Source organism: Psychrobacter proteolyticus (genome assembly GCF_003350005.1).
Lineage (GTDB): Bacteria > Pseudomonadota > Gammaproteobacteria > Pseudomonadales > Moraxellaceae > Psychrobacter > Psychrobacter proteolyticus.
The window spans coordinates 771,323-796,540 of the sequence record NZ_QLKS01000001.1 but is presented as its reverse complement, the minus strand read 5'-3'; the positions used below and the strand labels follow the sequence as shown (position 1 = coordinate 796,540).

The 25,218-nt window shown below is 41.0% G+C and carries 23 protein-coding genes and 1 pseudogene; 15 read left to right on the top strand and 9 right to left on the bottom strand.

Annotated features, from left to right (window positions below):
- Nucleotides 1-121 precede the first annotated feature (121 nt).
- From DXK30_RS03240 to DXK30_RS03225, 4 genes are all read right to left on the bottom strand, one after another.
- Nucleotides 122-1,627 carry a tripartite tricarboxylate transporter permease gene (locus DXK30_RS03240; protein ID WP_114700431.1) on the bottom strand — a complete coding sequence of 502 codons (1,506 nt, stop codon included), beginning with the start codon at nucleotides 1,625-1,627 and terminating at the stop codon, nucleotides 122-124.
- A gap of 5 nt (nucleotides 1,628-1,632) precedes the next feature.
- A complete protein-coding gene (locus DXK30_RS03235; RefSeq protein ID WP_114700430.1) occupies nucleotides 1,633-2,088 on the bottom strand; it encodes a tripartite tricarboxylate transporter TctB family protein in 456 nt (151 codons plus the stop codon).
- A gap of 111 nt (nucleotides 2,089-2,199) precedes the next feature.
- Nucleotides 2,200-3,213 (bottom strand): Bug family tripartite tricarboxylate transporter substrate binding protein, encoded by a 1,014-nt coding sequence (locus DXK30_RS03230; protein ID WP_114700429.1) that lies wholly within the window; start codon nucleotides 3,211-3,213, stop codon nucleotides 2,200-2,202.
- A 530-nt stretch (nucleotides 3,214-3,743) separates the two neighbouring features.
- Complete coding sequence (locus DXK30_RS03225; RefSeq protein WP_114700428.1) at nucleotides 3,744-5,033, bottom strand: SLC13 family permease; 1,290 nt, start codon at nucleotides 5,031-5,033, stop codon at nucleotides 3,744-3,746.
- Between the two features lie 341 nt (nucleotides 5,034-5,374).
- On the opposite strand from DXK30_RS03225, the pseudogene DXK30_RS12895 reads away from it, so the two are divergent.
- Nucleotides 5,375-6,101: pseudogene (locus DXK30_RS12895) on the top strand (GntR family transcriptional regulator).
- 115 nt (nucleotides 6,102-6,216) lie between these two features.
- On the opposite strand, the gene DXK30_RS03215 reads toward DXK30_RS12895, so the two are convergent.
- The 3 genes from DXK30_RS03215 to DXK30_RS03205 form a co-directional block, all read right to left on the bottom strand.
- Nucleotides 6,217-6,495, bottom strand: coding sequence for a peptidylprolyl isomerase (locus DXK30_RS03215; RefSeq protein WP_114700427.1), 279 nt, complete (start codon nucleotides 6,493-6,495; stop codon nucleotides 6,217-6,219).
- Nucleotides 6,496-6,661: 166 nt separating this feature from the next.
- Nucleotides 6,662-7,516: a patatin-like phospholipase family protein gene (locus DXK30_RS03210; protein ID WP_114700426.1), complete on the bottom strand. Its 855-nt coding sequence runs from the start codon at nucleotides 7,514-7,516 to the stop codon at nucleotides 6,662-6,664.
- 156 nt (nucleotides 7,517-7,672) lie between these two features.
- Nucleotides 7,673-8,104: an Lrp/AsnC family transcriptional regulator gene (locus DXK30_RS03205; RefSeq protein ID WP_057761040.1), complete on the bottom strand. Its 432-nt coding sequence runs from the start codon at nucleotides 8,102-8,104 to the stop codon at nucleotides 7,673-7,675.
- 168 nt (nucleotides 8,105-8,272) lie between these two features.
- On the opposite strand from DXK30_RS03205, the gene DXK30_RS03200 reads away from it, so the two are divergent.
- The 5 genes from DXK30_RS03200 (at nucleotide 8,273) to DXK30_RS03180 (ending at nucleotide 15,174) form a co-directional block, all read left to right on the top strand.
- Nucleotides 8,273-9,367, top strand: coding sequence for an ornithine cyclodeaminase (locus DXK30_RS03200; protein ID WP_114700425.1), 1,095 nt, complete (start codon nucleotides 8,273-8,275; stop codon nucleotides 9,365-9,367).
- Between the two features lie 30 nt (nucleotides 9,368-9,397).
- Nucleotides 9,398-10,414, top strand: coding sequence for an arginase (locus DXK30_RS03195; protein WP_227670647.1), 1,017 nt, complete (start codon nucleotides 9,398-9,400; stop codon nucleotides 10,412-10,414).
- A gap of 96 nt (nucleotides 10,415-10,510) precedes the next feature.
- A complete protein-coding gene (locus DXK30_RS03190) occupies nucleotides 10,511-11,914 on the top strand; it encodes a YjiH family protein (RefSeq protein WP_114700424.1) in 1,404 nt (467 codons plus the stop codon).
- Nucleotides 11,915-12,339: 425 nt separating this feature from the next.
- Complete coding sequence (locus DXK30_RS03185) at nucleotides 12,340-13,203, top strand: LysR substrate-binding domain-containing protein (protein WP_114700423.1); 864 nt, start codon at nucleotides 12,340-12,342, stop codon at nucleotides 13,201-13,203.
- Between the two features lie 567 nt (nucleotides 13,204-13,770).
- On the top strand, nucleotides 13,771-15,174 hold the full coding sequence (locus DXK30_RS03180) for an aspartate ammonia-lyase (protein WP_240314071.1): 1,404 nt from the start codon (nucleotides 13,771-13,773) through the stop codon (nucleotides 15,172-15,174).
- 597 nt (nucleotides 15,175-15,771) lie between these two features.
- Here the strand turns inward: DXK30_RS03180 and DXK30_RS03175 are convergent.
- Together DXK30_RS03175 and DXK30_RS03170 are read right to left on the bottom strand one after the other, a co-directional pair.
- Nucleotides 15,772-16,242 (bottom strand): hypothetical protein, encoded by a 471-nt coding sequence (locus DXK30_RS03175; RefSeq protein ID WP_114700421.1) that lies wholly within the window; start codon nucleotides 16,240-16,242, stop codon nucleotides 15,772-15,774.
- 551 nt (nucleotides 16,243-16,793) lie between these two features.
- Nucleotides 16,794-17,462, bottom strand: a complete 669-nt coding sequence (locus tag DXK30_RS03170; RefSeq protein ID WP_114700420.1) for a GntR family transcriptional regulator — start codon at nucleotides 17,460-17,462, stop codon at nucleotides 16,794-16,796.
- 312 nt (nucleotides 17,463-17,774) lie between these two features.
- Between DXK30_RS03170 and madL the strand changes: the two genes are divergently transcribed.
- From madL to mdcH, 9 genes are all read left to right on the top strand, one after another.
- Entirely contained in the window at nucleotides 17,775-18,182 is a 408-nt protein-coding gene (gene madL, locus DXK30_RS03165) for a malonate transporter subunit MadL (RefSeq protein ID WP_114700419.1), read from the top strand.
- Nucleotides 18,183-18,249: 67 nt separating this feature from the next.
- Nucleotides 18,250-19,008, top strand: coding sequence for a malonate transporter subunit MadM (gene madM / locus DXK30_RS03160; protein WP_114700418.1), 759 nt, complete (start codon nucleotides 18,250-18,252; stop codon nucleotides 19,006-19,008).
- A 21-nt stretch (nucleotides 19,009-19,029) separates the two neighbouring features.
- Nucleotides 19,030-20,685: a malonate decarboxylase subunit alpha gene (gene mdcA / locus DXK30_RS03155; RefSeq protein ID WP_114700417.1), complete on the top strand. Its 1,656-nt coding sequence runs from the start codon at nucleotides 19,030-19,032 to the stop codon at nucleotides 20,683-20,685.
- 27 nt (nucleotides 20,686-20,712) lie between these two features.
- Entirely contained in the window at nucleotides 20,713-21,030 is a 318-nt protein-coding gene (gene mdcC / locus DXK30_RS03150; protein WP_114700416.1) for a malonate decarboxylase acyl carrier protein, read from the top strand.
- Nucleotides 21,023-21,910 carry a biotin-independent malonate decarboxylase subunit beta gene (locus DXK30_RS03145; RefSeq protein ID WP_114700415.1) on the top strand — a complete coding sequence of 296 codons (888 nt, stop codon included), beginning with the start codon at nucleotides 21,023-21,025 and terminating at the stop codon, nucleotides 21,908-21,910. The genes mdcC and DXK30_RS03145 overlap by 8 nt, the downstream gene beginning before the upstream one ends.
- Nucleotides 21,911-21,914: 4 nt before the next feature.
- Nucleotides 21,915-22,631, top strand: coding sequence for a biotin-independent malonate decarboxylase subunit gamma (gene mdcE, locus DXK30_RS03140; protein ID WP_114700414.1), 717 nt, complete (start codon nucleotides 21,915-21,917; stop codon nucleotides 22,629-22,631).
- A 47-nt stretch (nucleotides 22,632-22,678) separates the two neighbouring features.
- Nucleotides 22,679-23,413 (top strand): malonate decarboxylase holo-[acyl-carrier-protein] synthase, encoded by a 735-nt coding sequence (mdcG, locus tag DXK30_RS03135; RefSeq protein ID WP_114700413.1) that lies wholly within the window; start codon nucleotides 22,679-22,681, stop codon nucleotides 23,411-23,413.
- Entirely contained in the window at nucleotides 23,337-24,227 is an 891-nt protein-coding gene (gene mdcB / locus DXK30_RS03130) for a triphosphoribosyl-dephospho-CoA synthase MdcB (RefSeq protein ID WP_114700412.1), read from the top strand. The genes mdcG and mdcB overlap by 77 nt, the downstream gene beginning before the upstream one ends.
- Complete coding sequence (mdcH, locus tag DXK30_RS03125; protein WP_114700411.1) at nucleotides 24,205-25,128, top strand: malonate decarboxylase subunit epsilon; 924 nt, start codon at nucleotides 24,205-24,207, stop codon at nucleotides 25,126-25,128. Before mdcB ends, mdcH begins: the two co-directional genes overlap by 23 nt.
- Nucleotides 25,129-25,218: the final 90 nt, after the last annotated feature.

Sequence of the window (25,218 nt, the reverse complement as noted above, 5' to 3'; positions counted from 1 at the left end):
TAGCTGATAAAGAACATTAGTAGTGTTGAAAAAAGGTTGAAAATATTAGTAAAAAAATGGTGGTCACACTCTGTGTGTGACCACCGTAAAAATAATATTTAGAGGCCGGGCTGGCTTAAAACTAAATAGCAGTTTTTTTATAACGCTTACGATATACGCTGCGTATGATCGGCATAAATACCATTAAGATAGCCAATAACCATAGAACGATAGTAATAGAGCTACTCCATAAGATACCCAAGTCTCCTTGAGAGATAGACAGCGCACGTCTTAAATTAGATTCCATTAATTCACCCAGTACATAACCTAAAATGAGTGCTGATAACGGGAAGTTTAATTTGCGTAAGAAATAACCGAATACCCCCAGTGCGACCATAAATACCAAGTCAAAAGTAGTACTATGGATTGAATATACCCCAACAAAGCTGACGGCAGCGATTGCTGGTATTAATATGTAGTTTGGCACATCAAGAAGCTTGGCGAATAGGCCAACCAACGGAATATTCATTACTAACAAAATAACGTTACAGATGAATAATGACGCAATCAGACCCCAAACGATATCAGGCTGCTCAGTAAATAACTGCGGGCCTGGCGTGATGTTATATAAGGTCAATGCACCCATCATGACCGCTGTCGTACCAGAACCTGGTACACCTAAGGTCAACATTGGTACAAATGAACCACAGGCTGAAGCATTATTTGCAGCTTCTGGTGAGGCAACGCCACGAAGATCACCGTCACCAAAGGTGCCAGTATCACCAGCGATTTTACGTTCACTAGCATAAGTCATGGCACTGGCGATAGTTGCGCCCGCACCGGGCAAAATGCCCACTACAAAACCCATTAGACCACTACGTAGCATAGCCCCAAAGGCAAAAGTAAACTCTTTAAAGTTTAATAAACTACGCTTACCCTGTTCAATAACTTTATGTCCAGTAGTGGTTTTTTCTAGTAAGATTAGGATCTCACTCACACTGAAAAAACCAATAACAATAGTCGTGAACTGTATACCATCAGAGAGATTGACTGAGTCAAAAGTGAAACGATATATACCAGTAACTGCATCAACACCAACAGTCGCTAGACCAAGACCAATTAAAGCAGCAATACCAGTCTTAACAGGTTGATCACCTACTAGCCCACTTAAGCAAGTGATAGCAAACACCATCAAAACAAAGTACTCAGCGGGACCAAATGAGATAGCCCATTTAGCTAATAAAGGAGCAAACAGTACCACACCAATTGTAGCGATAGTCGCGCCGACGAAAGAGCTCACCGCAGATAAAGATAGCGCGATTCCTGCTTTTCCTTGCTTCGCCAATGGATAGCCATCTAAAGTCGTCATAATCGCACCAGCATCACCGGGCACATTAATAAGAATGGCGGAAATACGTCCACCATACTCACATCCAAGATAAACTGCTGAGAGTAAAATTAGTGCGCTCTCTGGTGGTAATCCAAGAGCAAAGGCAAACGGTAATAGTATTGCAACACCGTTGATAGGTCCTAAACCGGGCAGCATACCCACAATCGTACCTAAAAAAGCCCCGATAAGTGCAATGAGTAAGTTTTCTGGGGTAGATGCGATAGCAAAGCCATGCATCAAAAAATCAAAAGTATCCATATTGGCTATCCTATTATCCTTGACAACAATCCGAGCGGTAATTTGACATCCAAAAACATGTCAAATAAGACATATAGGCCAATACTGATCAAAACTGAAAAAGTAAAACTTTTAGTGGGATTACCTGCAAACAATAAACCTAGAGCGAAAGACATTATGATGGTAGACAGGATAAAGCCTAAGAGTTCGAAAATAAGGGCGTAAACCAATAGAGCAAGGGCGCAGAGAACAAGGTTTCTGATGATTGGTTTGGTCAGTCCTAAGTCAATAGGTTTAGTGAATTTTGGCGGCCGAAAAGCGACCACTAGAGCTCCAAATGCCAGCAAAGAAAAAATTAAAATGGGATAAGGACGAGGACCAATTGGATCATAGGCAATCGGGGCCACATAGCCAATGGCTAAGTATATTAAGAACAAACTAACCAGTGCCATCAGCCCAGAAAATAGACGTTCCATTGTCATAAGGTGATTCCTAAAAACTGAAGTTAAAAGGCTGACAGGTAATCGCCAGCCTTTAAAAAATATAATGAAAATTTAGTATTCAATTATTAAGGTGATTAAATTTCAATGTGGTTATTGGGCTGTAGCGTCAACAAGACCATATTCAGCAGACAACTCACGTAGCTCACCAGTACGTTTGTAAACGTAAGCTTGTAGCTCTTCTCCAGTCATAGAGAATGGTAATAGTTCTTGCTGTTCACGTATTTCAGCAAATTTTGGATCAGCAAGCATTTTGTCAAACGTCCCTTTCCACCAGTCATAGGCTGCAGGACTAACGTCTGGCCCCATGTAATAGCCACGGACAACGGGCCAAGTAACATCATAGCCTTGCTCTTTGGCAGTCGGAATATCAGCCATAGTGCCACCCAGTCTTTCGTCAGCAAACACAGCTAACACGCGTAATTTACCAGCACTGGCTTGCGGCATAATCTCAGCAATACCTGCACTAACGACCGTGATATGGTTACCCATAACCGCTGTAATTGCTTCACCGCCACCTTCCATCGCCACATAAGTCATGTCATTTGGCTCTACGCCAATGGCTTTAGCCAAGATAGCTGTTTGCATCCAATCTTGACCACCGACACTACCACCAGCACCAAAGCTGATAGATTTTGGATCTGTCTTCAATGCCTCGATCAAATCAGTTAGGTCTTTAATTGATGAATCTGCACTGACCGCAATAGCGCCATAGTCAGTACCCACACCTGCCAGCCATTTCACGTCTTTTTCAGTGAACTTACCGAATTTACCTTGCGACAAATTGAGAATAGAACCAGTAGAGAAGGCAATGATTGCATCGTTGTTATCACGATCATTGGCGACGATTTTGTTATAAGCAACAGCGCCAACGCCACCTGGCATATATGTGACACGCATAGGTTCTGTTAAGAGACCAGTATCTTTTAATCCAGCTTGAGCAAGTTTACAGGTCAAATCAAAACCGCCTCCTGGCTTTGCTGGGGCAATACACTCTGGACGTGAAGGGGCATCATAACTAGCATCGGATGCAGTCGTTTCGGTCTTGTTACATGCGGTAAGGGTAAGTACAGAAAGGCCAAGAGCCAGATAAGATAGTTTTTTCACACGACACTCCTTGTGTGTATTTTTAATTAAGGTACTCAATGGGATTTTGAAAAAAACCATAAAGTTATTACGGATAAGTTCCAAAATTTCTTCATAAAAATCACTAAAATGTAAACAGGTAGGTTTTTAGTGTTTTGCAAAAGTAACAGAATATTTTAGAAATAACAAGAAACATATGTATGTATATATGAATTTTATTTTGATATAGTAGTCTAAGAAGTCGCGAGTTAGACTCCCAGTGCATAAGTATTGAAGATTAGAAAGAAAGATATAAAATCTAAAATTCCATATTTTTTTTAGTAAAAACAAAGAATTAATGGATTTTATGAGTGGTGAGCAACATAGATCAATATAAATGGGGAACTCATTCTACTTAATACTATGGCAAGGTTAACAAAGTTACTTAAGCGATTTTCGGTTTGATGAGGAGAGTAAGCGAATTGCACTCAAAATAGGGTAGACGGCCTGAGAAATAACAATAAGATTATGATATGTTATTGCTAATAAAGATGAAGGAAAAATGTAAGAAGTTAGAATACAAGTTGGATAATTAAGATCGCTAGTATGCCAATACCAATATCTAAAGGCACCGCTTTGAATAATAGCGCATTGAACAGCTTGTCTTTTTCTATCACTACTTGAGAAGCACCTAACATAAGGCTACCTCCTGATGAGAAAGGGGAGAGTGATGAGCTCTGTGCTCCCACCACAATACAAGTAAATAATAACAAAGGGCTGAGTCCAGAGGCGACGGCTAAAGGCAGCACCATAGGAAATAGAGTAGGAGCGACTACGCCGAGTGTACTAGCGAAAATCGACATAATTGCACTGATAACGAAGACTAAAAGCGGTATTATCCAGATAGGAACATTGGTACTTAGCCATTCTGTTAGCTCATAGATAACACCTATCTCAACGCCAAGGCCAATCAACATACCGACCCCACAAATCATAATGAGTGTGTTCCAAGGTATTAAGGCAATCACCGTTTTTTCGTCGCCCAGTTTCAATAATAAGCTAATTAAGGCGAAAAAAATGGCGATAAAACCAATGTCAATTCTAGCGTTCAAAAACTGAATTGCTTCTGTGTTTGGTATTACGAGGTTTAAGATAGGCGCAATAAGCACTGTAGCCATCATCATGAAAATTAGCATGATAGATTGTTTTTGCTTACTATCAAAAGGCTCTGGTACTATCGTTTGAATCGCAATTTTGCTATTTTTAGCATTGAAAAAGCAATAGATACCTAAGACTATCATTGGCATTATAAAAGTCACCGAGAAAACGCCTAAGACATAAGTAAAGGTATTATCATTTGCGACGCCTGCCCCGCGCATCAGCTCTCTAAAAATAATACCACTTTGTGAGGTAATAAAATTAGCACCAGCTAAGGCTCCATAATTCACAGATAAAGTAGCAATGACAATATTTAAGTTAGTGCGTTTAGACAATAGCAAAATCATAGGTGCCATCGTGGCTAAGACGGTGTAGTAACCAGCCCCTAAGCCAGCAACGATCGTAGCGGCAAAGAAAATAACCAAAGGTAGAAATTCTGGAAAATGACGACATCTATAGATTAAATGATTCGATAATTTTTCTAAAGCCCCGTTCGCTAGAGGAAAATTATAGAAAAGAGTAACGGCAAAGATAACAAAGAAAATTTTGAGAGGCCAAAGTTCAATAATCTCATGAGTTTTCAGTCCCATACCGAAACAGCCAATAATATATGAAAATGCAACAGCAAATAGGCCAATATTGATTTTGGTTGTATAGCCTAAAATGATACATATTACTATAGCGGCTAGAATATAAAGAGTCATGACTGTTCCTGAATCTTGATTGTATGAATGCTATAAAAATTCATATCAATTCTTATAGAGTAAAGAGCATGACGAAAATATTGACACATAGTCATCTAGATTAGAGAGTCTTATAAGCTTGAAATACACATTTAACTGAGTAGAATCATATCAAAAAAAGTAATTTGAATTAGATAAGATTAACTATAAAAAGTCAGATAAGTCTTATTATTAAAGTGATACATACAAAATCTGCTGTAAGCTTAAAATAGAGTGGTCATTTATATCTTATTATCGAAGAGTACAATAGTGCTTGATAGGATTACAACAGTTCATAAAAGCCTTTAAATTGTGGTGAAAAAATGCTAAAAAATTTAGAAAAATTTAAAATGCCACGGTACGAGCAAGTACGATGGCATATCCTGACGCTACTCACAGAAAGCAAGTGGGATGAAAACACACCTTTGCCTACTGAGCAAGAGTTTGCAGATAAATACCAGGTATCGGTTGGGACGATTCGTAAAGCGGTTGAGAAGCTAGTCGATGATGGTGTATTAACTAAGCATCAAGGTAGGGGGGACTTTTTTAAAGCGTCCAAATTTTGATAGCTCACTACTAAGATTTTTCAAATTTCGTGATATAGATGCTTGTTATACGACACCGATAGGCATGGTAAAAAACGTGATGGTCATAGAAGGCATTGAAGATATTAATGAAAAACTGAATATAAGCAAAAACAAAGCACTCATTTATATAGAGCGTGTGCGCATCATTGAAGGTAAAGTTTCGCTTAGTGAAAAAATTTGGTTGCCCAAGAGCCGTTATCAGGCCTTTGTAAATTTAGAGCCTGAAGATTTCGAAAATTTATTGTATCCATTTTATTATACAAAGTGTGGACAGTTTGTTTCGTCTGCCGTAGAGACGCTATTTTTCATAGCCAACCATGTAGACTCATATTTAGACAATACTAATCAAGAAAATTTAGTAAAGGTATGCCGTATAGCTAAGAATCTAGAAGGTGATCCTATTGAGTATAGAGAATCTTATGGGTTGGCGGAAAAATTCAGTTACGAAGTTAACATTATTTAGTAAAAATATATTTAAAATAGTTCGGATTAGCATTTGAGCCTTTCAAAAACTATAATCCTCAACAAATATTGATTACAGTTTTTTGTGCCACGGCTTACAGTTAAAGCTCCAATTATTACGTCCTATAAAGCACTTTAACCACATGCCAGCCAAATTTGGTTTTTACCAAATGAGGGGTAAAGAGTTCGCCATTGAAGCAGATTCTATCAAATGGTCCTACCATTTGACCTTTTTCGAACTCACCTAAATGACCGCCTTTTTTACCTGATGGACAGGTTGAGTGTCGTTTGGCCAGCACATCAAATGCCGCGCCTTTTTTGAGCTTGATAATAATATCTTCTGCCAACTCTTTTTGTTTGACTAAAATGTGCAATGCGCTAGCGGTACGAGCCATAATACAGACCTTTCATAGAGTATCAATTATCAAGCCATTATATCATTACTTATCTTGGTTACTAACCTTTGTGATTCAAAGGTTATCTAAGGCAAGGTTTAAGCCAATTTCTTATATTCGAAGCCCGTGTTTTTTTAAGATCTCTCCTTTGCTTAAGATAAGGAGGTTAAAGCTGATGCCAATCTTCAATCGCTTGGTATCCAACTTCTAGTCCTACATCGTAGCTATAACGGATTTTGGTTTTATTTTTGGACAATCGACTCGCCATATTTTTTAAGTCGGGTGGACAAATCTCTAAAATCTTCTGTGATGATGGAGTCTGTAAAAATTGTACCGAGTCGTTATAGCGTTGGGTTCGTGTCAACAAGCTTTGGGCAAAACCATATTGCTGCTTAGAAAAATATCTAGCCAAAAGCTGATCGCCTTTACTGCTTGCTTTAGAGTAATTTTGAGGACGAGTTCGTATAACCATTAGCTTGTCAACCCTCTCTTGCTTAGCTGCCCACTGTACAGGCAAAGCATCTGCCACACCACCATCAAAATAAGGCTCACCAAATATCTCGACCGCTTGTCGGGTGAGCACTGGGATAGAGCTTGATGCTCTTAATCCCTCCAAAATATTATCTTTAGCCGCTTTGATGTAGTTCGCCTCTCCTGAAATAGCATGTGTTAAAACCATGTAGAACTCAGCAGGATTGGCAAATAATTGTGCCTGATTCAATGGATATTCTTGCTCCACCATATCCCACATCCACTTTAAATCCAGTAAGTCACCGCCTCTAAGGAAACGACCATAATGGATAAATTCAGATCGGAGGGAATGATCCAAGTAAATATGCAGGGTACGACCTTGTTGTGCGGCCAAATAGTTAGCAACGTTAGTTGAACCTGAAGAGACGCCCACACACAGATCAAAAGGATTGAATTGTTGTTGTAAAAAGGCGTCTAAGACACCACCGCTAAATGCGCCGCGCATGCCGCCGCCTTCAACCACTAGTGCTTGTCGATGTTGTTTAAGCATTGAAAACCTCGAATGACTCTCGCAAAGTATACCTACAAGTACACGAAACGAGGGGATAAAAAGTATTTATAAATAGCTTGGGTTTTATGTTCAAGTATTCACTAGGGCCTTACATCCTTAGACTGTGCTGAACATATTATTCTGGATAAGGTCACATTACAAACTCGAAAGCAGAACACTTGTTTCGCTATTCAAAATGCCATCAATCTCCCTTACTTGACGCAGCACTTCATCAAATTCTCTCAAACTTGTCGTGTGTATCTCTCCTACCAAGTCCCACGCTCCGTTGGTCGTATGTAGCTTAATCAATTGCGGGATACCTCGCAGTTTCCTAATCACTTGTGAAGTAGACTTTCCTGTTACTTCAATCATCATCATCGCTTTGACCGTTTCTTTATCTAGTGCCTCATGCACTCGAATCGTAAATCCTAAAATAGCACCGTTGTGAATCAGTCTATCCAATCTGTTTTGGACAGTGGCACGAGAGACTTTGAGCTTTTTAGCAAGATTTGAGATGGTTGCTCGACCGTCTTGTCGAAGTTCAGATATCAGTTCGCTATCTAATGAGTCATAAGTGTAATATGCCATAAAAATGCTTCCTACATTGAGTTTTGACATTATGCTAAGTAACACCTAACAATGTGTCAAAAAAATGTCCATATTTAGTAAATTATTGACATTTTAACTGACAATTATAATTGGTAGCATATTAATTGTCGGTTAAATAAATAATATTCATGGAATGGAGCAAAATTAATGTCTAAATTCATCGTATCACAGAAGCAGGGTGTGCCATTTGTTAGCGTACAGGCGATGGCTGAAATCATTAGTAATTATGGTATAGAGCAGACGATAAAAGAATTGGTAGATGCTTTAGAACAAGATTTTTCTCGTTGGGATAGTTTTGAAAAATCCAGTCGTTTTGCTTCTCATTCCAAAGACGGCGTCATAGAGTTGATGCCTGTCAGCGATGGTGAAATGTTTGCGTGCAAATATGTCAATGGTCATCCGATCAACACCAAGCGCGATTTGCAGACGGTAGCCGCTTTTGGCTTGTTGTCTGATGTCGATACAGGTTATCCGATTTTATTGACAGAAATGTGTATTTTAACGGCCTTACGCACAGCAGCGACTTCTGCATTGGTTGCCAAACATTGTGCACCCAAAACCGCCCAGACTTTAGCGCTTATCGGTAATGGTGCTCAGGGTGAGTTCCAAGCAATGGGTATGAAGGCAGTCGTGGGTATCTCAAAAGTACGTCTATACGATGTCGACCCAGCCGCATCTGAAAAAGTAGCGCGCAATCTTGCCGATTCAGGCCTAGATATTGCTATTTGCAAAACGGCAGAAGAGGCGGTTGAAGGTGCAGATATCATCACTACCTGTACCGCAGATAAGAAAAATGCCACCATTCTGCGTGATGATATGGTCAAAAAAGGCGTCTATATTAATGCCATCGGTGGTGACTGTCCTGGAAAAACGGAGCTAGATGCCAACATCTTGTTAAGAGCCGATCATGTCATTGTGGAGTTTGAACCGCAAACCCGTATTGAAGGCGATATTCAACAGCTATCTCAAGATTTCCCTGTGACAGAGTTTCACCGCATCGTAAATGGTGAAAAAGAAGTACGCACCAACGAAAATAACTTGGTTGTATTTGATGGTGTTGGTTTTGCCTCAGAAGATTTTACGGCTTTGGTATTTTTGCGTGATTTGATCAAAAAACAGGACACATATGAGCTGCTTGACTTGATTCCTCAGCAACAAGACCCTAAAAACCTCTATTCGGTAGTCAAAGCTCATAGCAAAGATCGTAGCCTAGAGACGGATGAAGCGATGGCCGCATCATAAGTAATTTGAACATAGAAAAATAGGAGTTCAATGCCAGATTTGGACTCAAATGATAAAAAAATTATTTTATTTAATAGAGACAAAATAATGAATGATTTAATGAAAAACGTGCGAATAGTAGAAGTTTATTCAGACGTCGCAGGGCATAAAAAAGGCGCGTCACTAGGAATCGATGCATTGCGCGCGTCATCAAAAGAAATGAACGCAGACTACTATGAAAAATTGCAACTTGATAGTATAAAAAACGAATATATACATGAAGAAGAGTCGTCATTTAAGCATGCAAAATACGCCGATGTGATTGAGCCTGTTATTTCTAAATTGGCGCATAAAATCAAAGATATAAGAAACGAGAATCAGTTTCCGATTGTTATTGCAGGTGATCATTCTAGCTGTGCAGGCACCATGCATGGTCTAAAAATGGCGCATCCTGATGCTGAAATCGGCGTGGTTTATATAGACGCACACGCTGATTTTCATTCACCATATACCAGTGGGTCAGGAAATATGCATGGCATGCCTTTGGCAATGGCTTGTGCCATTGATAATTTGGAATGTCAGCGTAACGAGCTTTCTGAAAAAGAAAAAGAGTATTGGGAAAAGTTGAAGTTTATGGCATCAAGCGAGCCATCAATTAAGCCAGAAAACGTGGTGTTTTGTGCCGTTAGAGACTATCAAGAAGAAGAGATGGATCTAATTAGAAGACACAAAATCCCTTTATATAGCGTGGCTGAGATAACCCAAAAAGGTATCAGTTCTACCGTAGAGGAAATTTTCAAAAAACTAGAATATTGCGATCATATCTATGTCTCGTTTGATGTTGATAGTGTCGATCCTTTATATGTGCCAGGAACCGGTACACCTGCAATGAATGGCCTGTCATATGAGCAAGCGATGCAACTTAACATAGAGTTAATTAAAAATAAGAAAGTATGCTGCTGGGAAATGGCAGAGATAAATCCTTTGTACAACAACTCAAAAGATGACTCGACCAGAATATTTAAGATTTTAGAAAAAGTGACCCACACACTTTTGAGTAACTATTAGCATTAAATATTCAAAATGAGTAACAGAATCTAGCCTAAAGGGGTTTGTTAAAACCTTCTTTAGGTTGGTTAAAAAGGGACTGCGAGTAAAAATAATATGGACATTATTAAAGCCAGCGCTGCAAGTCGAGATGTTAGCGGTATCAATATCAGACAATTTTTGAAGTTCTTTATCCCATCTATCATAGGTTTGATGCTTTTCGTATTTCCAATTCCCTATGTGGATGGTAAGTTTGTCACCTATGCAGAAGGGTTTACCATTCCTATATCTGTATTAAAGGATTATATACAGGGTTATATCGGTGACCTTTTGCCGCTATTGGTTGTCACCTCGATCATGATTACCTTGTGTTGTACGTTATATACTAAAATCATGAAACCTGCATTTATTCTGAATAATGCGTTTCTAAATAATTTATTAAACGTTACAACGCCTTGGCTTATTATCAGAATGCTTGGTGCATTCTTCGTTGTCGTGACCTATTTTAAATTTGGGTTTGAGGCAATATATTCAGACAATATTGGCGGCTTAATATTATATGAATTAATGCCAATACTTTTTATCGTGTTTTTCTTGGCTGGATTGCTGCTACCGTTATTGCTTGATTTTGGCTTATTAGAATTTTTTGGGGTTCTACTAAGCAAAGTGATGAGACCTTTGTTTGGCTTACCAGGTAGGTCATCTGTAGATTGCTTAACATCATGGTTGGGCGATGGAACTATCGGTGTCTTATTAACCGATAAACAACTGGAAGGTGGGTTCTATACCAAAAAAGAAGCGGCAATTATCGCTACAAGCTTTTCAGCAGTGTCGATTACGTTCTGTTTGGTTGTCATCTCTCAAGTTAAGCTCGAAAGCTACTTTATTAATATGATTGGGGTCGTTGCTTTATGCGGGATTGTTTGTGCGCTAATAGTACCAAGATTATTACCTTTATCTAGAATTGAAGATACTTATACTATCGAAAACAGTGATAGAGATCATGAAACCATTCCCGAAGGAAAAACGTTATTTACCCACAGTTTACATAAAGCTGTCCAAAAAGCAGACAAGAGCCCAAGTTTTCTTACTTTCTTAAGAGATGGGCTAAAAAATATTTTGGATATGTGGATTGGGATACTGCCTGTCGTTATGGCGATCGGCACGATGGGTTTAATCGTTGCAGAAGAAACACCTGTATTTGATTATCTAGGTATGCCTTTTATTCCATTCTTAGAGTTATTGAACATACCTTTTGCTGCAGAAATGTCAAAAACAATCATGGTAGGTTTTGCCGATATGTTCTTGCCGGCTATTATCGGTTCTTCAATAGAATCAGAGTTGACTCGATTTGTTATCGCTTGCTTATCAGTGTCTCAGTTAATCTATATGTCAGAAGTCGGCGGATTGATTTTAGGGACGAAGATTCCAGTGAGCTTTTTTCAGTTATTAGTGATTTTTCTCTTGAGAACCATCATCTCATTACCAATCATTGCGGTATGTGCTCATATGATTTTTTAAATAGAACTCACTAAAAGTCGGCTACACCACATCTGAACAATAAAATCAGCAAAAAACCACCTATCAAGGTGGTTTTTTGCTATTAAAATTGAGCTGTCAAGCTTCTATCAAAGAATTATATAGTCAAATCCATATAAAAATACTACATCTTCATCCTCTCCAAGCACACTAATGTATAACTTGCACCGGGCTTTTTTGTATCGAAATAAACTGCCACCTTTTGCCGAGATAAAAGCGGTAGACTATGTCACTCATATTCATTTGAAATAAGAGTGTTCTTTGCACAATTATTAAGATTGTTACCAGTAACTAGTAATGAGTAGTCAATCATTAATATCCGCTCTTAGATTAGGTAACCAATATAGGTTATATGGACTAATAATGGCTATCTTACTGTGATGCTAATAAGAAATGTGGTGGAATAAATGATAAGAGAGCTTAAAACTTTCGTAGCCGTTTGCGAGTTAGACAGTTTTGCCGCTGCTGCTCGGCATATAAGCCTTACGCAATCTGCTGTTAGTGCGCAAATTAAAACCCTAGAAGACAATTTAGGGTTGTCGTTATTCACTCGCTCTGCCAGAGCTATTACGCTCAATCCGCAAGGTACACGCGTTTTACCGATCGCCAAAGAAATTTTGGCGCTCTATTCGACAATGCAGCTATCTTCAGATACTGATATTGCTAGTTATTATGGACAGCTTAAGATTGGCGCTATCAACTCAGTGCAAGTGGGTATTCTACCCGAGGCACTAAAAGCGATTACTTTATTAGCGCCGCTCATGCAGACAGAAATTATCCCAGGGCGTTCTATCGAGCTGTTTGAAAAGCTGGAAATAGGGAGTATCGATGCGGCGATCACTATCCAGCCAGCATTTGCATTGCCTAAGGATATCGTGACCCAGTCTATTATGACGGAGCCCTATGTACTGATTAGCCCCAAAAAATGGCCGTTTCATAGTCTCAGGCAAACGCTTGAGCAGCACCCTTTTATCCATTACACCTTACAATCCTCAGCTGGTGCAAGATTAAGCAAATTCTTCAAACAGCAAGACATCAAGGTCAATACAATCATGGAGATCAATGATCTAGATGCCATCGTTAGGATGGTTGAGTCGGGTCTGGGAGTGGCTTTGATTCCTTATGCTGGACTATGGATTAGGAGTACGCCGCCTGTCCAAATTCACCATTTAGGTGATAACAGTTTGGTTCGAGAGGTGGTGCTGGCCTATCGTTATACCGATCGTCAGCAGCCACAAATAAATGCCTTAAAGCAAGTATTGGGGTTGTAAGTTATTCAAGAACCTTATAAAGCCTAGCGCGTGTTCTCATTTCAAAAACGGAGATAAAGATGATAAATTGCCGTCAAACGAGAAAACTAGTTGGTCAATATCGAGGTATTAACCAGCTATTTGACGATGTGTGGCCATTTTTAGCCCAATTAGATGACTATCGCTTGAATTTAGGACATGCCCCAACTCTTCTCACTTGGATTAGGCGTTTGCTTACGCCACTCAAAGCTGGCAATTAATTAGCCTTTTTTAATTAGTAAAATTTCTCAGAAAAATCTCTCCTACTAAATAAAATTCCTCTAGAAAACCTACTTTAAAAGTACCCGATATTTTTAATAGAACAACCTTATCTATAATATTTGTCATTGAGCACCAATATTTTTGGGGCTGAGAGCGGAATATTTGCGTTTTTCTTGTTATGTATTCTTAGTTACGATGGCTCTAATTTTTAGTAACGCCAAGACAAGGCGAGACAATGTACTTAGATAACTAAGTATTGTCGGTTTACTACTTTAACTTACCTTATCTCTAAGAAGCCATAAAAATATGAAACATGAAAATAGCCCAATCAATAACCAAGTCTTTACTCGCATCGAAAAAGATTTACTCGGCGAACAAGCCGTTCCTGCTACTGCGTTATACGGCATTCAAACGCAACGTGCCTCGCAAAACTTTAACATTACCGGTATGCCAATCAGTCACTTTCCCGATTTGATTAAAGCACTGGCGATGGTTAAAGCGGCAGCTGCCAAGGCCAACTATCAGCATGGCCTGCTTAGTCAAGATAAGCTCAATGCTATTAGTGAAGCGTGCGCCGATCTTATAAAAGGTGAGTACCATGAACAGTTTATTGTTGACCTCATCCAAGGCGGGGCAGGCACGTCGACCAACATGAATGCCAATGAAGTGATTGCTAATATTGGGTTAAAGAAGATGGGATTTGAGTATGGTCAATATAGCCATCTCCATCCTAATAATGATGTCAACCGCTCTCAGTCGACCAATGACGTCTATCCTAGTGCGGCGCGCTTAGCGATTGTGTTTGCGGCAAAACCGCTTCAAGAGGCCATCATCAAGCTGCAAAATAGTTTAGCTGTCAAAGGACAAGCGTTTAGCGATATTCTAAAAATGGGTCGCACCCAACTGCAAGATGCAGTACCGATGACGTTGGGTCAAGAGTTTAACGCCTTCGCCAGTGATTTGGGCAGTGAAACGGCTCGAATCGAGCACGCCTGTCTACAGTTATGCGAATTGAATTTAGGCGGTACTGCTATTGGAACTGGCATCAATGCACCTAAAGGCTATGCCAGCTTGGCGATTAATGAGTTAGCTGACATCAGTGGTCTGCCAGTGACCCTTGCCGAAGACTTGATAGCCGCCAGCGCCGACATGGGTGCTTTTATTACTTTTTCTAGTGCACTAAAACGCCTGTCTATTAAGTTGTCTAAATTGAGTAATGATTTGCGTTTACTATCGAGTGGGCCACGCACAGGTCTGGGTGAAATCAACCTACCAGCCATGCAGCCTGGATCGTCTATTATGCCCGGTAAAGTCAATCCTGTGATTCCTGAGGCCATGAGTCAAACCGCATTTCAGGTAATGGGTACCGATATGACGATCACCATGGCGGCAGAAGCAGGACAATTACAGCTCAATGCTATGGAGCCACTGATTGTTTATAACCTATTGAATAACACGCGTATGTTAGAAAAATCGATTCATATGCTGGACGAGCGATGCATCCAAGGTATTACAGCCAATGAAACCCGCTGCGCGCAGCATGTCGAAAACAGTATCGGTATAGTGACGGCATTGGTGCCTCATATAGGCTACGAAAATGCCAGTCGTATCGCAGGACATGCTTTGCTAAGTGGTTCAGGTGTGGCTGAATTGGTCAAACAAGAGAAGTTGCTGAGTGATGAGGAGTTAGCGGCGATTTTATCACCCGATAAGATGGTCAGTAGCATATAAAGATAATTGATATAAAAATGCTTTATGTAGAGATAATCTGCCATCGTAAGTAGTGATCCGCTCAGAATGTCTAGGGTAGTTCACTACTTATGATGTTGGGGGCTTGATAAATACTGACTTAACAAAGAGTGATACATTTTCTAAATAATTCGAGTATTAATGAATGTTTGATTTCTTTAGCGGTATTGGCAATCAGCTGACGTGAATACTTAGCCGTAGCTTGACATAGCTATGGCCAGCTTTTTCCCAGATCTTATTTTTCAAGATGGCATCATCGACCCATTCAAACGCGCAAATCGATCTATTTGCTCAATCAAAATTACATCAGCTCTGAACGTATTAGCGTAGCTCCCGACTTATTTTCTATATAAAACGCAGCAATATTGTGACCGTGATCCGTAGCAAACTGTAGTTAGCCATTTAAAATAGTCTGTTATAAGTGGTTCCATTATACCAGTCTGTTTTAAGTGGTCTGTTAAATAGGTTTAGTGGGTAAAACAACTGGTTCCCTTGGGGTATACCTATGGCTAACAATTGGGTGCTTTCGCTGATTCGATACCCTACATGGAAACTATGCTCTCAAATCATAAACTCATGCTAATCAAATAGCTTTTCAACAAACAGTTCATAATTAAAATCACCTTCTCTATCCAAAAACTCTGGATTCAAAACACCTGTATTCGAATATAGGATTGCCCACCAATTCTTATCAGGAGATAGTCTATCAATTTCAGCGCTTACAGCGATGCTAGACTGTATCGGCAAACCTGAAAAATCATTTGTTATTAAATGTGCCAACAGTCCTTTGATTTTCTGTTTTTTCTGTTCTTCATTTGATTTAGAACCGTTAAATACCTCATCAAAAAACTCGTCGTGCTTTAACTTAAGATTTCCATCAATCTCATCAACGTAGTCGTTAGTCCAGAAAATTAAATCACTCCAATATTGATATGGAGAAATTCGACTGATTTCATCCAAAACTTTGTCATATTCTTGCTCACTTAAAGTATTTGATAATAACTTATCAATAAGAATGGTCATTTTTTCTCTAATTTCTTCTTGTTTCATATGATCTTCGTCTCAGAGTAATTTAGTCAAAACCGTTTAGCATAACAGCGCTTATGGTAAATAAAAATAATGCTCCAAAAGCTCACTGTATGTACACAACGAAGTACACTGCAACTGCCTAAATAACTAAATGTACCGATATCATTAGCCCACAGCGAAATGTTCAAGTCCTCACTAGGGAACCGAACCAGTGAAAGCGCCTGATTGGTTCGCCATAGGTATGGCTTTCGGTTTCATTGAGTTTAACTTAAGAAAGCATTCATTTAGCCCTTTCACTTAAGATTTTTGAACCCAACCATACTCTATGGCAACGCATTGTCTATCTTGACGTAAGCTTTCCATACTTATTGCCTCCAACATCCTGCCAACTAGTAGATCTAGACGATGCATCAGCATTTCACAAATCAGCTGTTGCTGATCCTTGTCATCATCATTTATAGATTCGAGGTAATCAAGTTGTAGCTTAACGTCTATTTTTTCATGTTTAGCCCAGTTAGATAACTATCACTTGAATTGAGGACAGGCCCTTAAACAGAGTTGTTCTAATAATCTTACTTATCATCAGGTCTCATAGTAGCGACCAAGTCAGTAAACCGCTCTCCTTGAACTGATACATGCGCTTTAATCAGACGTTCAGCCAAATCCTCATCACCACTAATCACGGCATCCACAATGTTTTGATGTTCCTCAAACGAATGCTGCATGCGATTGTTTACCCGCAATTGCAAGCGTCTATAGGGGTGTAAGCGATTGTGTAGATTGCTGGCTTGTTCTATCAAAAAGCTGTTATGGCTTAGCTGATATAAGAAAAAGTGAAACTTTTTATTCGCCTCATAATAGCTCTCTGGGTTGTTTTCCATTAAGTATTGTTTGCACTGATCATGCAGGTGCAGCAACTTAACCTTCTCTTCTTCATTGATTCGTCTAGCGGCTAATCTTCCGCACATGCCCTCAAGATAAGCCATCACTTCGAACATTTCAAACAAAGTTACGATATTCAAAGTAGGTATTATCGCACCTCTACGCGGCCGAATTTCAACCAAACCTTCAGATGCTAAAAGCTTCAAGGCCTCACGAATAGGTGTTCTTGACACCTCATACTTTTCACAGAGTGTTGCTTCGTCAAGTTTGGTGCCAGGTGGAAGACGACCATAAATGATGTCGTCTTCTATTTTTTTGCTTACCTGTACTGATAAAGGTAGGTCATCAATCAAACTCATAATTTCTCCAATTGTATACAATATATAATTTAATAAGTACAATTTGGTTGTAATGTAAAACCAATTGTATTAGATTATATCAAACAAGTCGGTAATACGTGATAAATCCTGCTATGGATTTTGAACTCTATTAAGGATTGTATCTTCTATAAATAGAGGAGTGGATAAGAACATTCAAGAAGAACATTCAAGAAGAACATTTGATTGGTGTCTAAGTATATTTGTTATTGGCACATATTTTTATTTTATACGGCTCATATATCAAGATGGATATTATTGAAGCAGCCGTAATCATAACCAAGGAAGGTTTCTATGATCATATATGGCACTGCTTTATTAGCAGTATGTTATTTACTCGGCGTTTATCTGGGCGGTCTATTAGGGCAAATACTAGGTGTTGACGCTAACATTGGCGGTGTTGCTATCGCAATGATTCTACTGATTGTCGGTAAAGAGATGCTGGCTAAAAGAGGCTTACTGCCAAAGTCTACTCAATTTGGTGTTTTGTATTGGGCAGGCATGTATATTCCAATCGTTGTTGCGATGGCAGCAGGGCAGAACGTCGTTGCAGCGCTGTCTGGTGGTTTGGTCGCCGCCGTTGTCTCCATTATTGCGCTTACCGCTACGGTTATCGTTGTCCGTTGGCTTAACAACATAGCCGATGATTACGACACCTTCACATGGGATGAGGATCAGCCCGTGATTGATCAGCTGTCTTAATGGTCATCATCATTTCAATGACTAGACAACGAAACCCACTAATTTAAGCGCAATAAGGAATAATTAAATGGACTTAATTATACAGACGCTCACTAAAAACAGTTTTGTTACTGCCCTTGCAGTAACAGGTCTTGTGATGTTGCTCTCTCAAGTATTATCTAAATATCTCACTAAAGGCAAGCTGCAGTCTTCTGCGATAGCGATCACGCTCGGCTTGATTGCTGCCTATTTTGCAGGTCTATATACCACTGGTAGTAAGGGTATTTCTGATATCGAAATTTTTTCAGGTTTTGCGCTTTTAGGTGGGGCAATGCTGCGAGACCTTGCCATCTCATCCACAGCCTTTGAAGTCGATGTTAAAGAAATAAAGAGCGCTGGCAAGATTGGCATGATTGCCTTGTTATTAGGGTGTGTTATCCCTTTTGTAGTAGGTGCTGCTGTGGCATGGACACTGGGCTATAGAGATGCTGTCTCTATGACGACGATTGGTGCAGGCGCGATGACCTATATTGTAGGTCCGATTACAGGCACGGCCATTGGTGCAAGCTCGGAGGTTATTGCCTTATCTATTGCCATTGGTTTGATCAAAGCGGTGTTCTTCATGATCTCAACACCACTACTTGCCAAGTTCATGCGCCTTAAGAGTCCGCGCTCTGCCATGATTTTTGGTGGCTTGGTCGGTACGACGAGTGGGGTCGCCGCCGGATTGGCAGGGACAGATGTCAGGCTAGTGCCATATGGTGCATTAGTGGCGACTTTTTATACAGGACTGGGCGCGCTATTGGGGCCCTCTGTATTCTTCTTGACCGTCAATGCGTTCTTTTAATGATCAAAGAAAGGAAGTCTTATGAAAGCGAATGTTGAAGAAAAAATCTGGAACTTACAAAAAATACGCCGTGATAAAAAGCTCGATGCTGCTAGAAGCAAAGGATTGGAAAAACTGGTCCCGAATGATCGTGCCATTGAATTGCTAGAAACCGTCCTCGCGCCTGAAGACAAAATCTGTATTGAAGGTAATAATCAAAAGCAAGCAGATTTTTTGTCTGAATGTTTGTCTCAGTGTGATAGTGACGTCTTAAATAATTTGCACATATTGCAGTCCGTTTTGGCACTACCTAGCCACATTGATATCTTTGATAAAGGCATTGCCAGTAAAGTTGACTTTTCTTTTGCAGGGCCACAAGCATTAAGATTAGCAAAACTGGTTCAGAACCAAAAAATCCAAATTGGCTCTATTCATACGTACTTGGAGCTGTATGGTCGGTACTTTATCGACTTAACCCCGAATGTCTGCCTGATTACCGCACACTCTGCAGATGCGGATGGGAATTTGTATACAGGGCCAAACACAGAAGATACACCAGCAATTGTAGAAGCGACGGCTTTTAAAAGTGGCATTGTCATTGTGCAAGTCAATGAGTTGGTAGATAGCGTTCCACGCGTGGATATCCCTGCAGATTGGGTTGATTTTTTTATTGTGGCACCGCGTCCCAACTATATTGAGCCTTTATTTACCCGCGATCCTGCTCAGATTACTGAAGTACAGATACTGATGGCGATGATGGTGCTAAAAGGGATTTACGAACCGTACCAAATCAAGCGTCTTAATCACGGGATTGGGTTTAACACCGCTGCTATTGAGTTACTGTTGCCCACCTACGGTGCAGAATTGGACTTAAAAGGAAAAGTGTGTACTAATTGGGCACTCAATCCGCATCCAACCATGATTCCAGCCATCGAAAGTGGCTTTGTTGAAAGTATTCATAGCTTTGGCTCCGAAGTGGGGATGGATGACTATATCGAAAGCCGCTCTGACGTTTTCTTCACGGGCAAAGATGGCAGCATGAGATCGAACCGTGCCTTTAGCCAAACCGCAGGTTTGTATGCCTGTGACTTATTTATCGGCTCAACCTTACAGATTGACTTACAAGGCAACAGCTCGACCGCAACGGTCGATCGTATCACCGGTTTTGGCGGTGCACCCAACATGGGATCAGATCCTCATGGACGCAGGCATTCTAGCTATGCCTATCTCAAAGCGGGTCAAGAGGCGACAGATGGACGTGTGGTGAAGGGTCGTAAGTTGGTGGTGCAAATGGTCGAAACCTATCGTGAGCAGATGGATTCGGTATTTGTTGAAGAGCTTGATGCGTGGCAGCTACAAGAAAAAATGGGTAGTGATTTACCGCCTATCATGATATACGGCGACGATGTGACGCATATTGTGACAGAAGAAGGTATTGCCAACTTGCTGCTATGCCGCACACCAGAGGAGCGAGAACAAGCGATTCGCGGTGTCGCAGGATACACACCTGTCGGAATAAAACGCGACCATGAACAAGTAAAAGCACTGAGAGCGCGCGGGATTATTCAAAGACCAGAAGACCTAGGTATTGATGCCTCAAAAGCGACGAGAGATTTGCTAGCGGCAAAATCTATTAAAGATTTGGTGAAATGGTCTAATGGCACCTACTCGCCACCAAGTCGCTTCAGAAACTGGTAAAACAATACTCAGGATAAGGAGAGAACAATGAACATACTAAATTTTAATTTTGACTCGCAGCCCATTAAGGACGCTAAAAAAGAAGTGATTTGCGGTGTGGTCGGTTCTGGTAATTTAGAAGTGCTGGTATCACCACTGGCTGACAGCGACAAAAGTAACTTTATTATCGATACCTCCGTGACAGGCTTCGATCACATTTGGAAAGCAGTACTGCAAGATTTCTCTGATCGTTATGCAGTGGGTGGTCTAGAATTTAAAATCAATGATATGGGAGCGACACCTGCTGTAGTGAGCTTACGCTTGAGCCAAGCAGTCAACATCTTGGAGGACGAATTACATGGATAATGTAACCATTCAAAAGAGTTTTTATGAAAAGACGGCGCGTAATCGTATTGCCAGTATTGTTGATCAGAGCAGTTTTCAAGAAATACTGAAACCGGGTAGCATACCAGTGAGTCCCAACCTTGCTTCACTTGATATTGTCGGTAGTTTTGATGATGGAGTGATTATCGGACAAGCAACCATTCAAGACGCGCCAATATACATGATCGCGCAAGAAGGCAAATTTATGGGCGGGGCGGTAGGAGAGATCCACGGCGCAAAAATCGTCGGTACCTTACTCAAAGCCATCGAAGACAAACCCAAAGCCGTGGTGTTTTTTGTGGACTCAGGCGGTGTCCGTCTGCATGAGGCAAACGCAGGGCTGATTACCATCTCTGAGATTATGCGGGCGATGCTCAAGGTACGTGATGCAGGCATTCCGATTATCACTGTCATTGGTGGTACCAATGGCGCGTTTGGTGGCATGGGTATCTGTGCGTGCTTGAGTACGCACGTCATCATGACAGAAGAAGGGCGTTTGGCGCTTTCAGGCCCTGAAGTGATCGAAACCATCAAAGGTGTTGAAGAGTTTGACTCCAAAGACCGCGCGTTGGTCTGGCGCGTGACAGGCGGTAAAACACGTTATCTGCTCGATCATGTCGACTTTTTGGTAGAAGATGATGTGGATGATATTAAGCAAGGGATTATGGACGCCTTGGCTGAGCCTGCGATAGAGTTAGATTTGGCATATCTACAACAGCACCAAGCGGGATTTCAGAAGCAGTACGATCAATGGTTTGGGCAAAAGGACAGCACACCCATTTGGCAAGCCATGCATATCGATAATCCTGAGTCTATCGCCATGCTCAGTGCTGAGCAGATCAGAGCCATTAAAAAAGGATAATATCATGCAAACACAAACTGTTTTAGAAACCCTGTTTCCTAACAATCTTGACTATAAAATCAACGATTCAATGATACGTGGCAGTGCCGAAACCAAGCTGGGTAAAGTTGAAATCATCGGTACGGTTGATTCGGCCGCAATGAATCAATTTATTGCCATGACACTGGCGGGTGAGATTTTAGACGTTATCGCCCAAGATCAACAGACGCCCGTCGTTTTTATCGTCGATACCCTAGGCCAAGACTCCTCAAGAGCTGATGAGCTGCTGTGCCTAAATAGAACCTTTGCACATCTGGCATCTTGTGTTGATTTGCTCAGACGCCGTGGTCATCCTAATCTGGCCATTGTCTTGGGCGAGGCGGTCAGTGGCGGCTTCTTGTCTTATGGTCTGATGGCCAATCAAGCATTTGCACTAGAGTCGAGCCAAGTCAAAGTGATGGATCTACAAGCGATGTCACGAGTGACTAAGATACCGCTGGATAAGCTAAAATCCTTATCACAGACTTCCGCCATCTTCGCCCCTGGGGTAGAAAACTACCATGCTATGGGTGCTGTTAATGAGATTTGGAAAACGCTGGATGCGCATTTGGTTGAAAATGCCTTAGAGTCGCAGTTGGGTCACACGGATGACTTTCTGACAGATGAGCGCCGCCAAGTAGCAGAAGATAGAGAAGGGCGTGTCTTATGCAATGAGATTGTTGAGTCTGTATTGACGGCTTAATGTGAATAGAGATCTGTGTGTTAATAAAAGGTAAAAAGGGAAGTACCATGCAGCGTCATGATTTGGTTTATTTACAAGCACATGAATCATACAGTTTTCTGAATGCCTCTCTGCCTGCCTCGGTGACGTTGGCTGTTGACGACATGATTTACTCTCAGCAGCCACTCACAGTATGTCGACAAGATATGGACAATGTCACCAAAGTCGCGACCAGCTATATCGAAGACGGTCGCAAATACAGGCTGGCGCTGACCTTACCCAAACTACCGCAAGTCGTGACTACACCGCTAGCGCTTGCCGCTTTAGTCCCTCAATTGCCTACGGCTATTCAACAACACGCGCAAAAATTTATCGATTGCTGTACCCGTTTAGAGTGCGAGGTATATGCCTATGGCTCATTTGCCAATCAATATTTCACAGGATTATCCTTTGTCAGATCGACTTCAGATTTAGATCTATTGATCGTTGCCAATAACAATAATATTGCGCCAATATTATTAGAAATCGCCGCGTTCAATCGTCTTGCGCGTGCTGTGGCTGATTTAAAAATTGATGGAGAGATACGGTTACAGGGATGTAATGACATCTCTTTTAATGAGCTGACCTATGCCATTATGTTTGATATCCCAACAGTCTTAGTAAAGACCTTAGATGATATCAAGCTTCAAAATATAGATGTATTACTAGGATGGAATACCGACAACTATGAGCACTTTATTAGATCAAACACGGCAGCTACAAGTACCGAAGCCAGCCCAGCAGGCCATTTGGCAGCATATTGATGATTTGGCTTGTGAAGCGTTATATGATGAGTTGAGCCTAGAAAACAAACCCGGTCTGGTCTGTCCATCAAGTAATGGTAGCCACACCGACATGACTCACCAGACGTTTATAGACAGTATCACTTCCTTAAAAGGTTATTTTGCTACTTTAAGCCAGTTTGGCTATGAAGATAGGCCTTTTGATGACATCAAAAACCAAGGTGTCTTTCAAGAAGAAAAGATGCGGCAGGCCACCCACAGTATCAATACTCATAAAGGCGCGATATTTAATCTAGGCTTTGTTTGCGCTGCTATTGGTCGATGCATACAAGTAGAAACACCTTTGACCGCTAAGAATATTTGCGCACAATTGGTGGAGCACTGGCAAGTTGATTTGAACACGCGCCTAGCCCGTGATCCCAGCAGTCATGGGCAAAGAATGTTCAAACAGTACGGTATTACTGGTGCGATTGAAATGGTTGCTAACGGTTTTGAAGTCATTCAGGATCAGATATTACCTTGTTTTTATGAGACTATATATCGTACGCAAGACTTTGAGAAATCTAGCATGCAGACGTTGATGCTGCTGATATCTGTGTTGTCAGATACCAATATTGTCTGGCGCGGCGGCATAGACAGTTTAAGAAATGCAAAGCGATTGGCCACGCAATTTTTGCAAGTAGGTGGCGTATATCAGAGCGACTGGCGACAACAAGTAAACGAGATCAGTCAGTATTTTATTCAGCATAACCTCAGCCCAGGTGGCAGTGCTGATCTACTCGCGGTCACGATTTTTCTGTATAAGGTGGAAAATGAATTTAATTATCCTATTTAGCGGGCAGGGGCTACAGAGCCAAGCGCATGTCGATGAAATACTGAGTAAGATGTCGAGTGATGAGCAATCTTTATTAGCCTCAGTAGTACCTGAGTTGTTTGCTGACCCAGTTGATGACAGTCAATTGCTTGAGAGTCGACTGTTTGACAATCAGGTTGCACAGCCATTTATTTATACTTTGCAATATTATCGCTGGCACCGTCTTCAACAGATGATAGGCATGCCAATGGCTTTTTCTGGATACTCTCTGGGCGAGGTCAGTGCTTTTTGTTGTAGTAGTCAGCTTAGTTATGCCGCTGGTCTAGATATTGTCAATAAAAGAGCTAGTCTCATGCAAGAGGAAGTCACAGAGTCTAGCGGGTTACTGGCCATCAAAGGTGTGCCTGATAGTAAGCTTGCGTATCTACTTGCAGAAAGCCAAACCCATTTGTCTATCAAGATTAATAGAGACCAATTCATCATCGCTGGCAATGGCGAAAACCTTGAGCAGGCCACTCAGGTTGCACAGACCTTAGGTGCTCAAAATATTCAACGACTGAAGGTATCCGTGCCCTCACATACGGTCATGATGCAAGCTGCTGCAGACGCGTTTGGTAGCTATACACAATCTCTGACGCTACCTCCAATGCAGATACCTATTATTAGTGCTACTGAAGGCACAAGATATAGCGATACTGAACAAGGTTTACGCATATTATCGCAGCAAGTTGATCACCCTTTAGATTGGTATCTGTGTCTGGAGACTCTTGAGGAGTACCAGCCGAACATGGTCATAGAGATCGGCCCAGGCAGCGCACTGTCCAAGATGGTCAATAACGTGATGCCGCATATTCCATGTAGAAGCTGGGACGATTTTCGTAATATCGATGGGTTACAAGCGTGGATCGATAGAAACCGATAGGGTTTAAGTGAGTTGGTGCTGGCTGGTTGTCTGCTCAGTATGCTTGCCTAGATCATGTTAGAGAGCAGTTATCATATTTATTTACGACTG

Excerpts from the sequence above, each read along its gene's own strand:
- DXK30_RS03210 (WP_114700426.1), bottom strand. The coding sequence starts at position 7,516 with ATGCTTAAACAACATCGACAAGCACTAGTGGTTGAAGGCGGCGGCATG.
- DXK30_RS03170 (WP_114700420.1), bottom strand. The coding sequence starts at position 17,462 with ATGAGTTTGATTGATGACCTACCTTTATCAGTACAGGTAAGCAAAAAA.
- mdcB (WP_114700412.1), top strand. The coding sequence starts at position 23,337 with ATGAGCACTTTATTAGATCAAACACGGCAGCTACAAGTACCGAAGCCA.
- madL (WP_114700419.1), top strand. The coding sequence starts at position 17,775 with ATGATCATATATGGCACTGCTTTATTAGCAGTATGTTATTTACTCGGC.
- mdcH (WP_114700411.1), top strand. The coding sequence starts at position 24,205 with ATGAATTTAATTATCCTATTTAGCGGGCAGGGGCTACAGAGCCAAGCG.
- DXK30_RS03200 (WP_114700425.1), top strand. The coding sequence starts at position 8,273 with ATGTCTAAATTCATCGTATCACAGAAGCAGGGTGTGCCATTTGTTAGC.
- DXK30_RS03240 (WP_114700431.1), bottom strand. The coding sequence starts at position 1,627 with ATGGATACTTTTGATTTTTTGATGCATGGCTTTGCTATCGCATCTACC.
- mdcG (WP_114700413.1), top strand. The coding sequence starts at position 22,679 with ATGCAGCGTCATGATTTGGTTTATTTACAAGCACATGAATCATACAGT.
- madM (WP_114700418.1), top strand. The coding sequence starts at position 18,250 with ATGGACTTAATTATACAGACGCTCACTAAAAACAGTTTTGTTACTGCC.
- DXK30_RS03190 (WP_114700424.1), top strand. The coding sequence starts at position 10,511 with ATGGACATTATTAAAGCCAGCGCTGCAAGTCGAGATGTTAGCGGTATC.
- DXK30_RS03235 (WP_114700430.1), bottom strand. The coding sequence starts at position 2,088 with ATGACAATGGAACGTCTATTTTCTGGGCTGATGGCACTGGTTAGTTTG.
- mdcE (WP_114700414.1), top strand. The coding sequence starts at position 21,915 with ATGCAAACACAAACTGTTTTAGAAACCCTGTTTCCTAACAATCTTGAC.
- DXK30_RS03205 (WP_057761040.1), bottom strand. The coding sequence starts at position 8,104 with ATGGCATATTACACTTATGACTCATTAGATAGCGAACTGATATCTGAA.
- DXK30_RS03175 (WP_114700421.1), bottom strand. The coding sequence starts at position 16,242 with ATGAAACAAGAAGAAATTAGAGAAAAAATGACCATTCTTATTGATAAG.
- DXK30_RS03195 (WP_227670647.1), top strand. The coding sequence starts at position 9,398 with ATGCCAGATTTGGACTCAAATGATAAAAAAATTATTTTATTTAATAGA.
- DXK30_RS03145 (WP_114700415.1), top strand. The coding sequence starts at position 21,023 with ATGGATAATGTAACCATTCAAAAGAGTTTTTATGAAAAGACGGCGCGT.
- mdcA (WP_114700417.1), top strand. The coding sequence starts at position 19,030 with ATGAAAGCGAATGTTGAAGAAAAAATCTGGAACTTACAAAAAATACGC.
- DXK30_RS03225 (WP_114700428.1), bottom strand. The coding sequence starts at position 5,033 with ATGACTCTTTATATTCTAGCCGCTATAGTAATATGTATCATTTTAGGC.
- DXK30_RS03185 (WP_114700423.1), top strand. The coding sequence starts at position 12,340 with ATGATAAGAGAGCTTAAAACTTTCGTAGCCGTTTGCGAGTTAGACAGT.
- mdcC (WP_114700416.1), top strand. The coding sequence starts at position 20,713 with ATGAACATACTAAATTTTAATTTTGACTCGCAGCCCATTAAGGACGCT.
- DXK30_RS03215 (WP_114700427.1), bottom strand. The coding sequence starts at position 6,495 with ATGGCTCGTACCGCTAGCGCATTGCACATTTTAGTCAAACAAAAAGAG.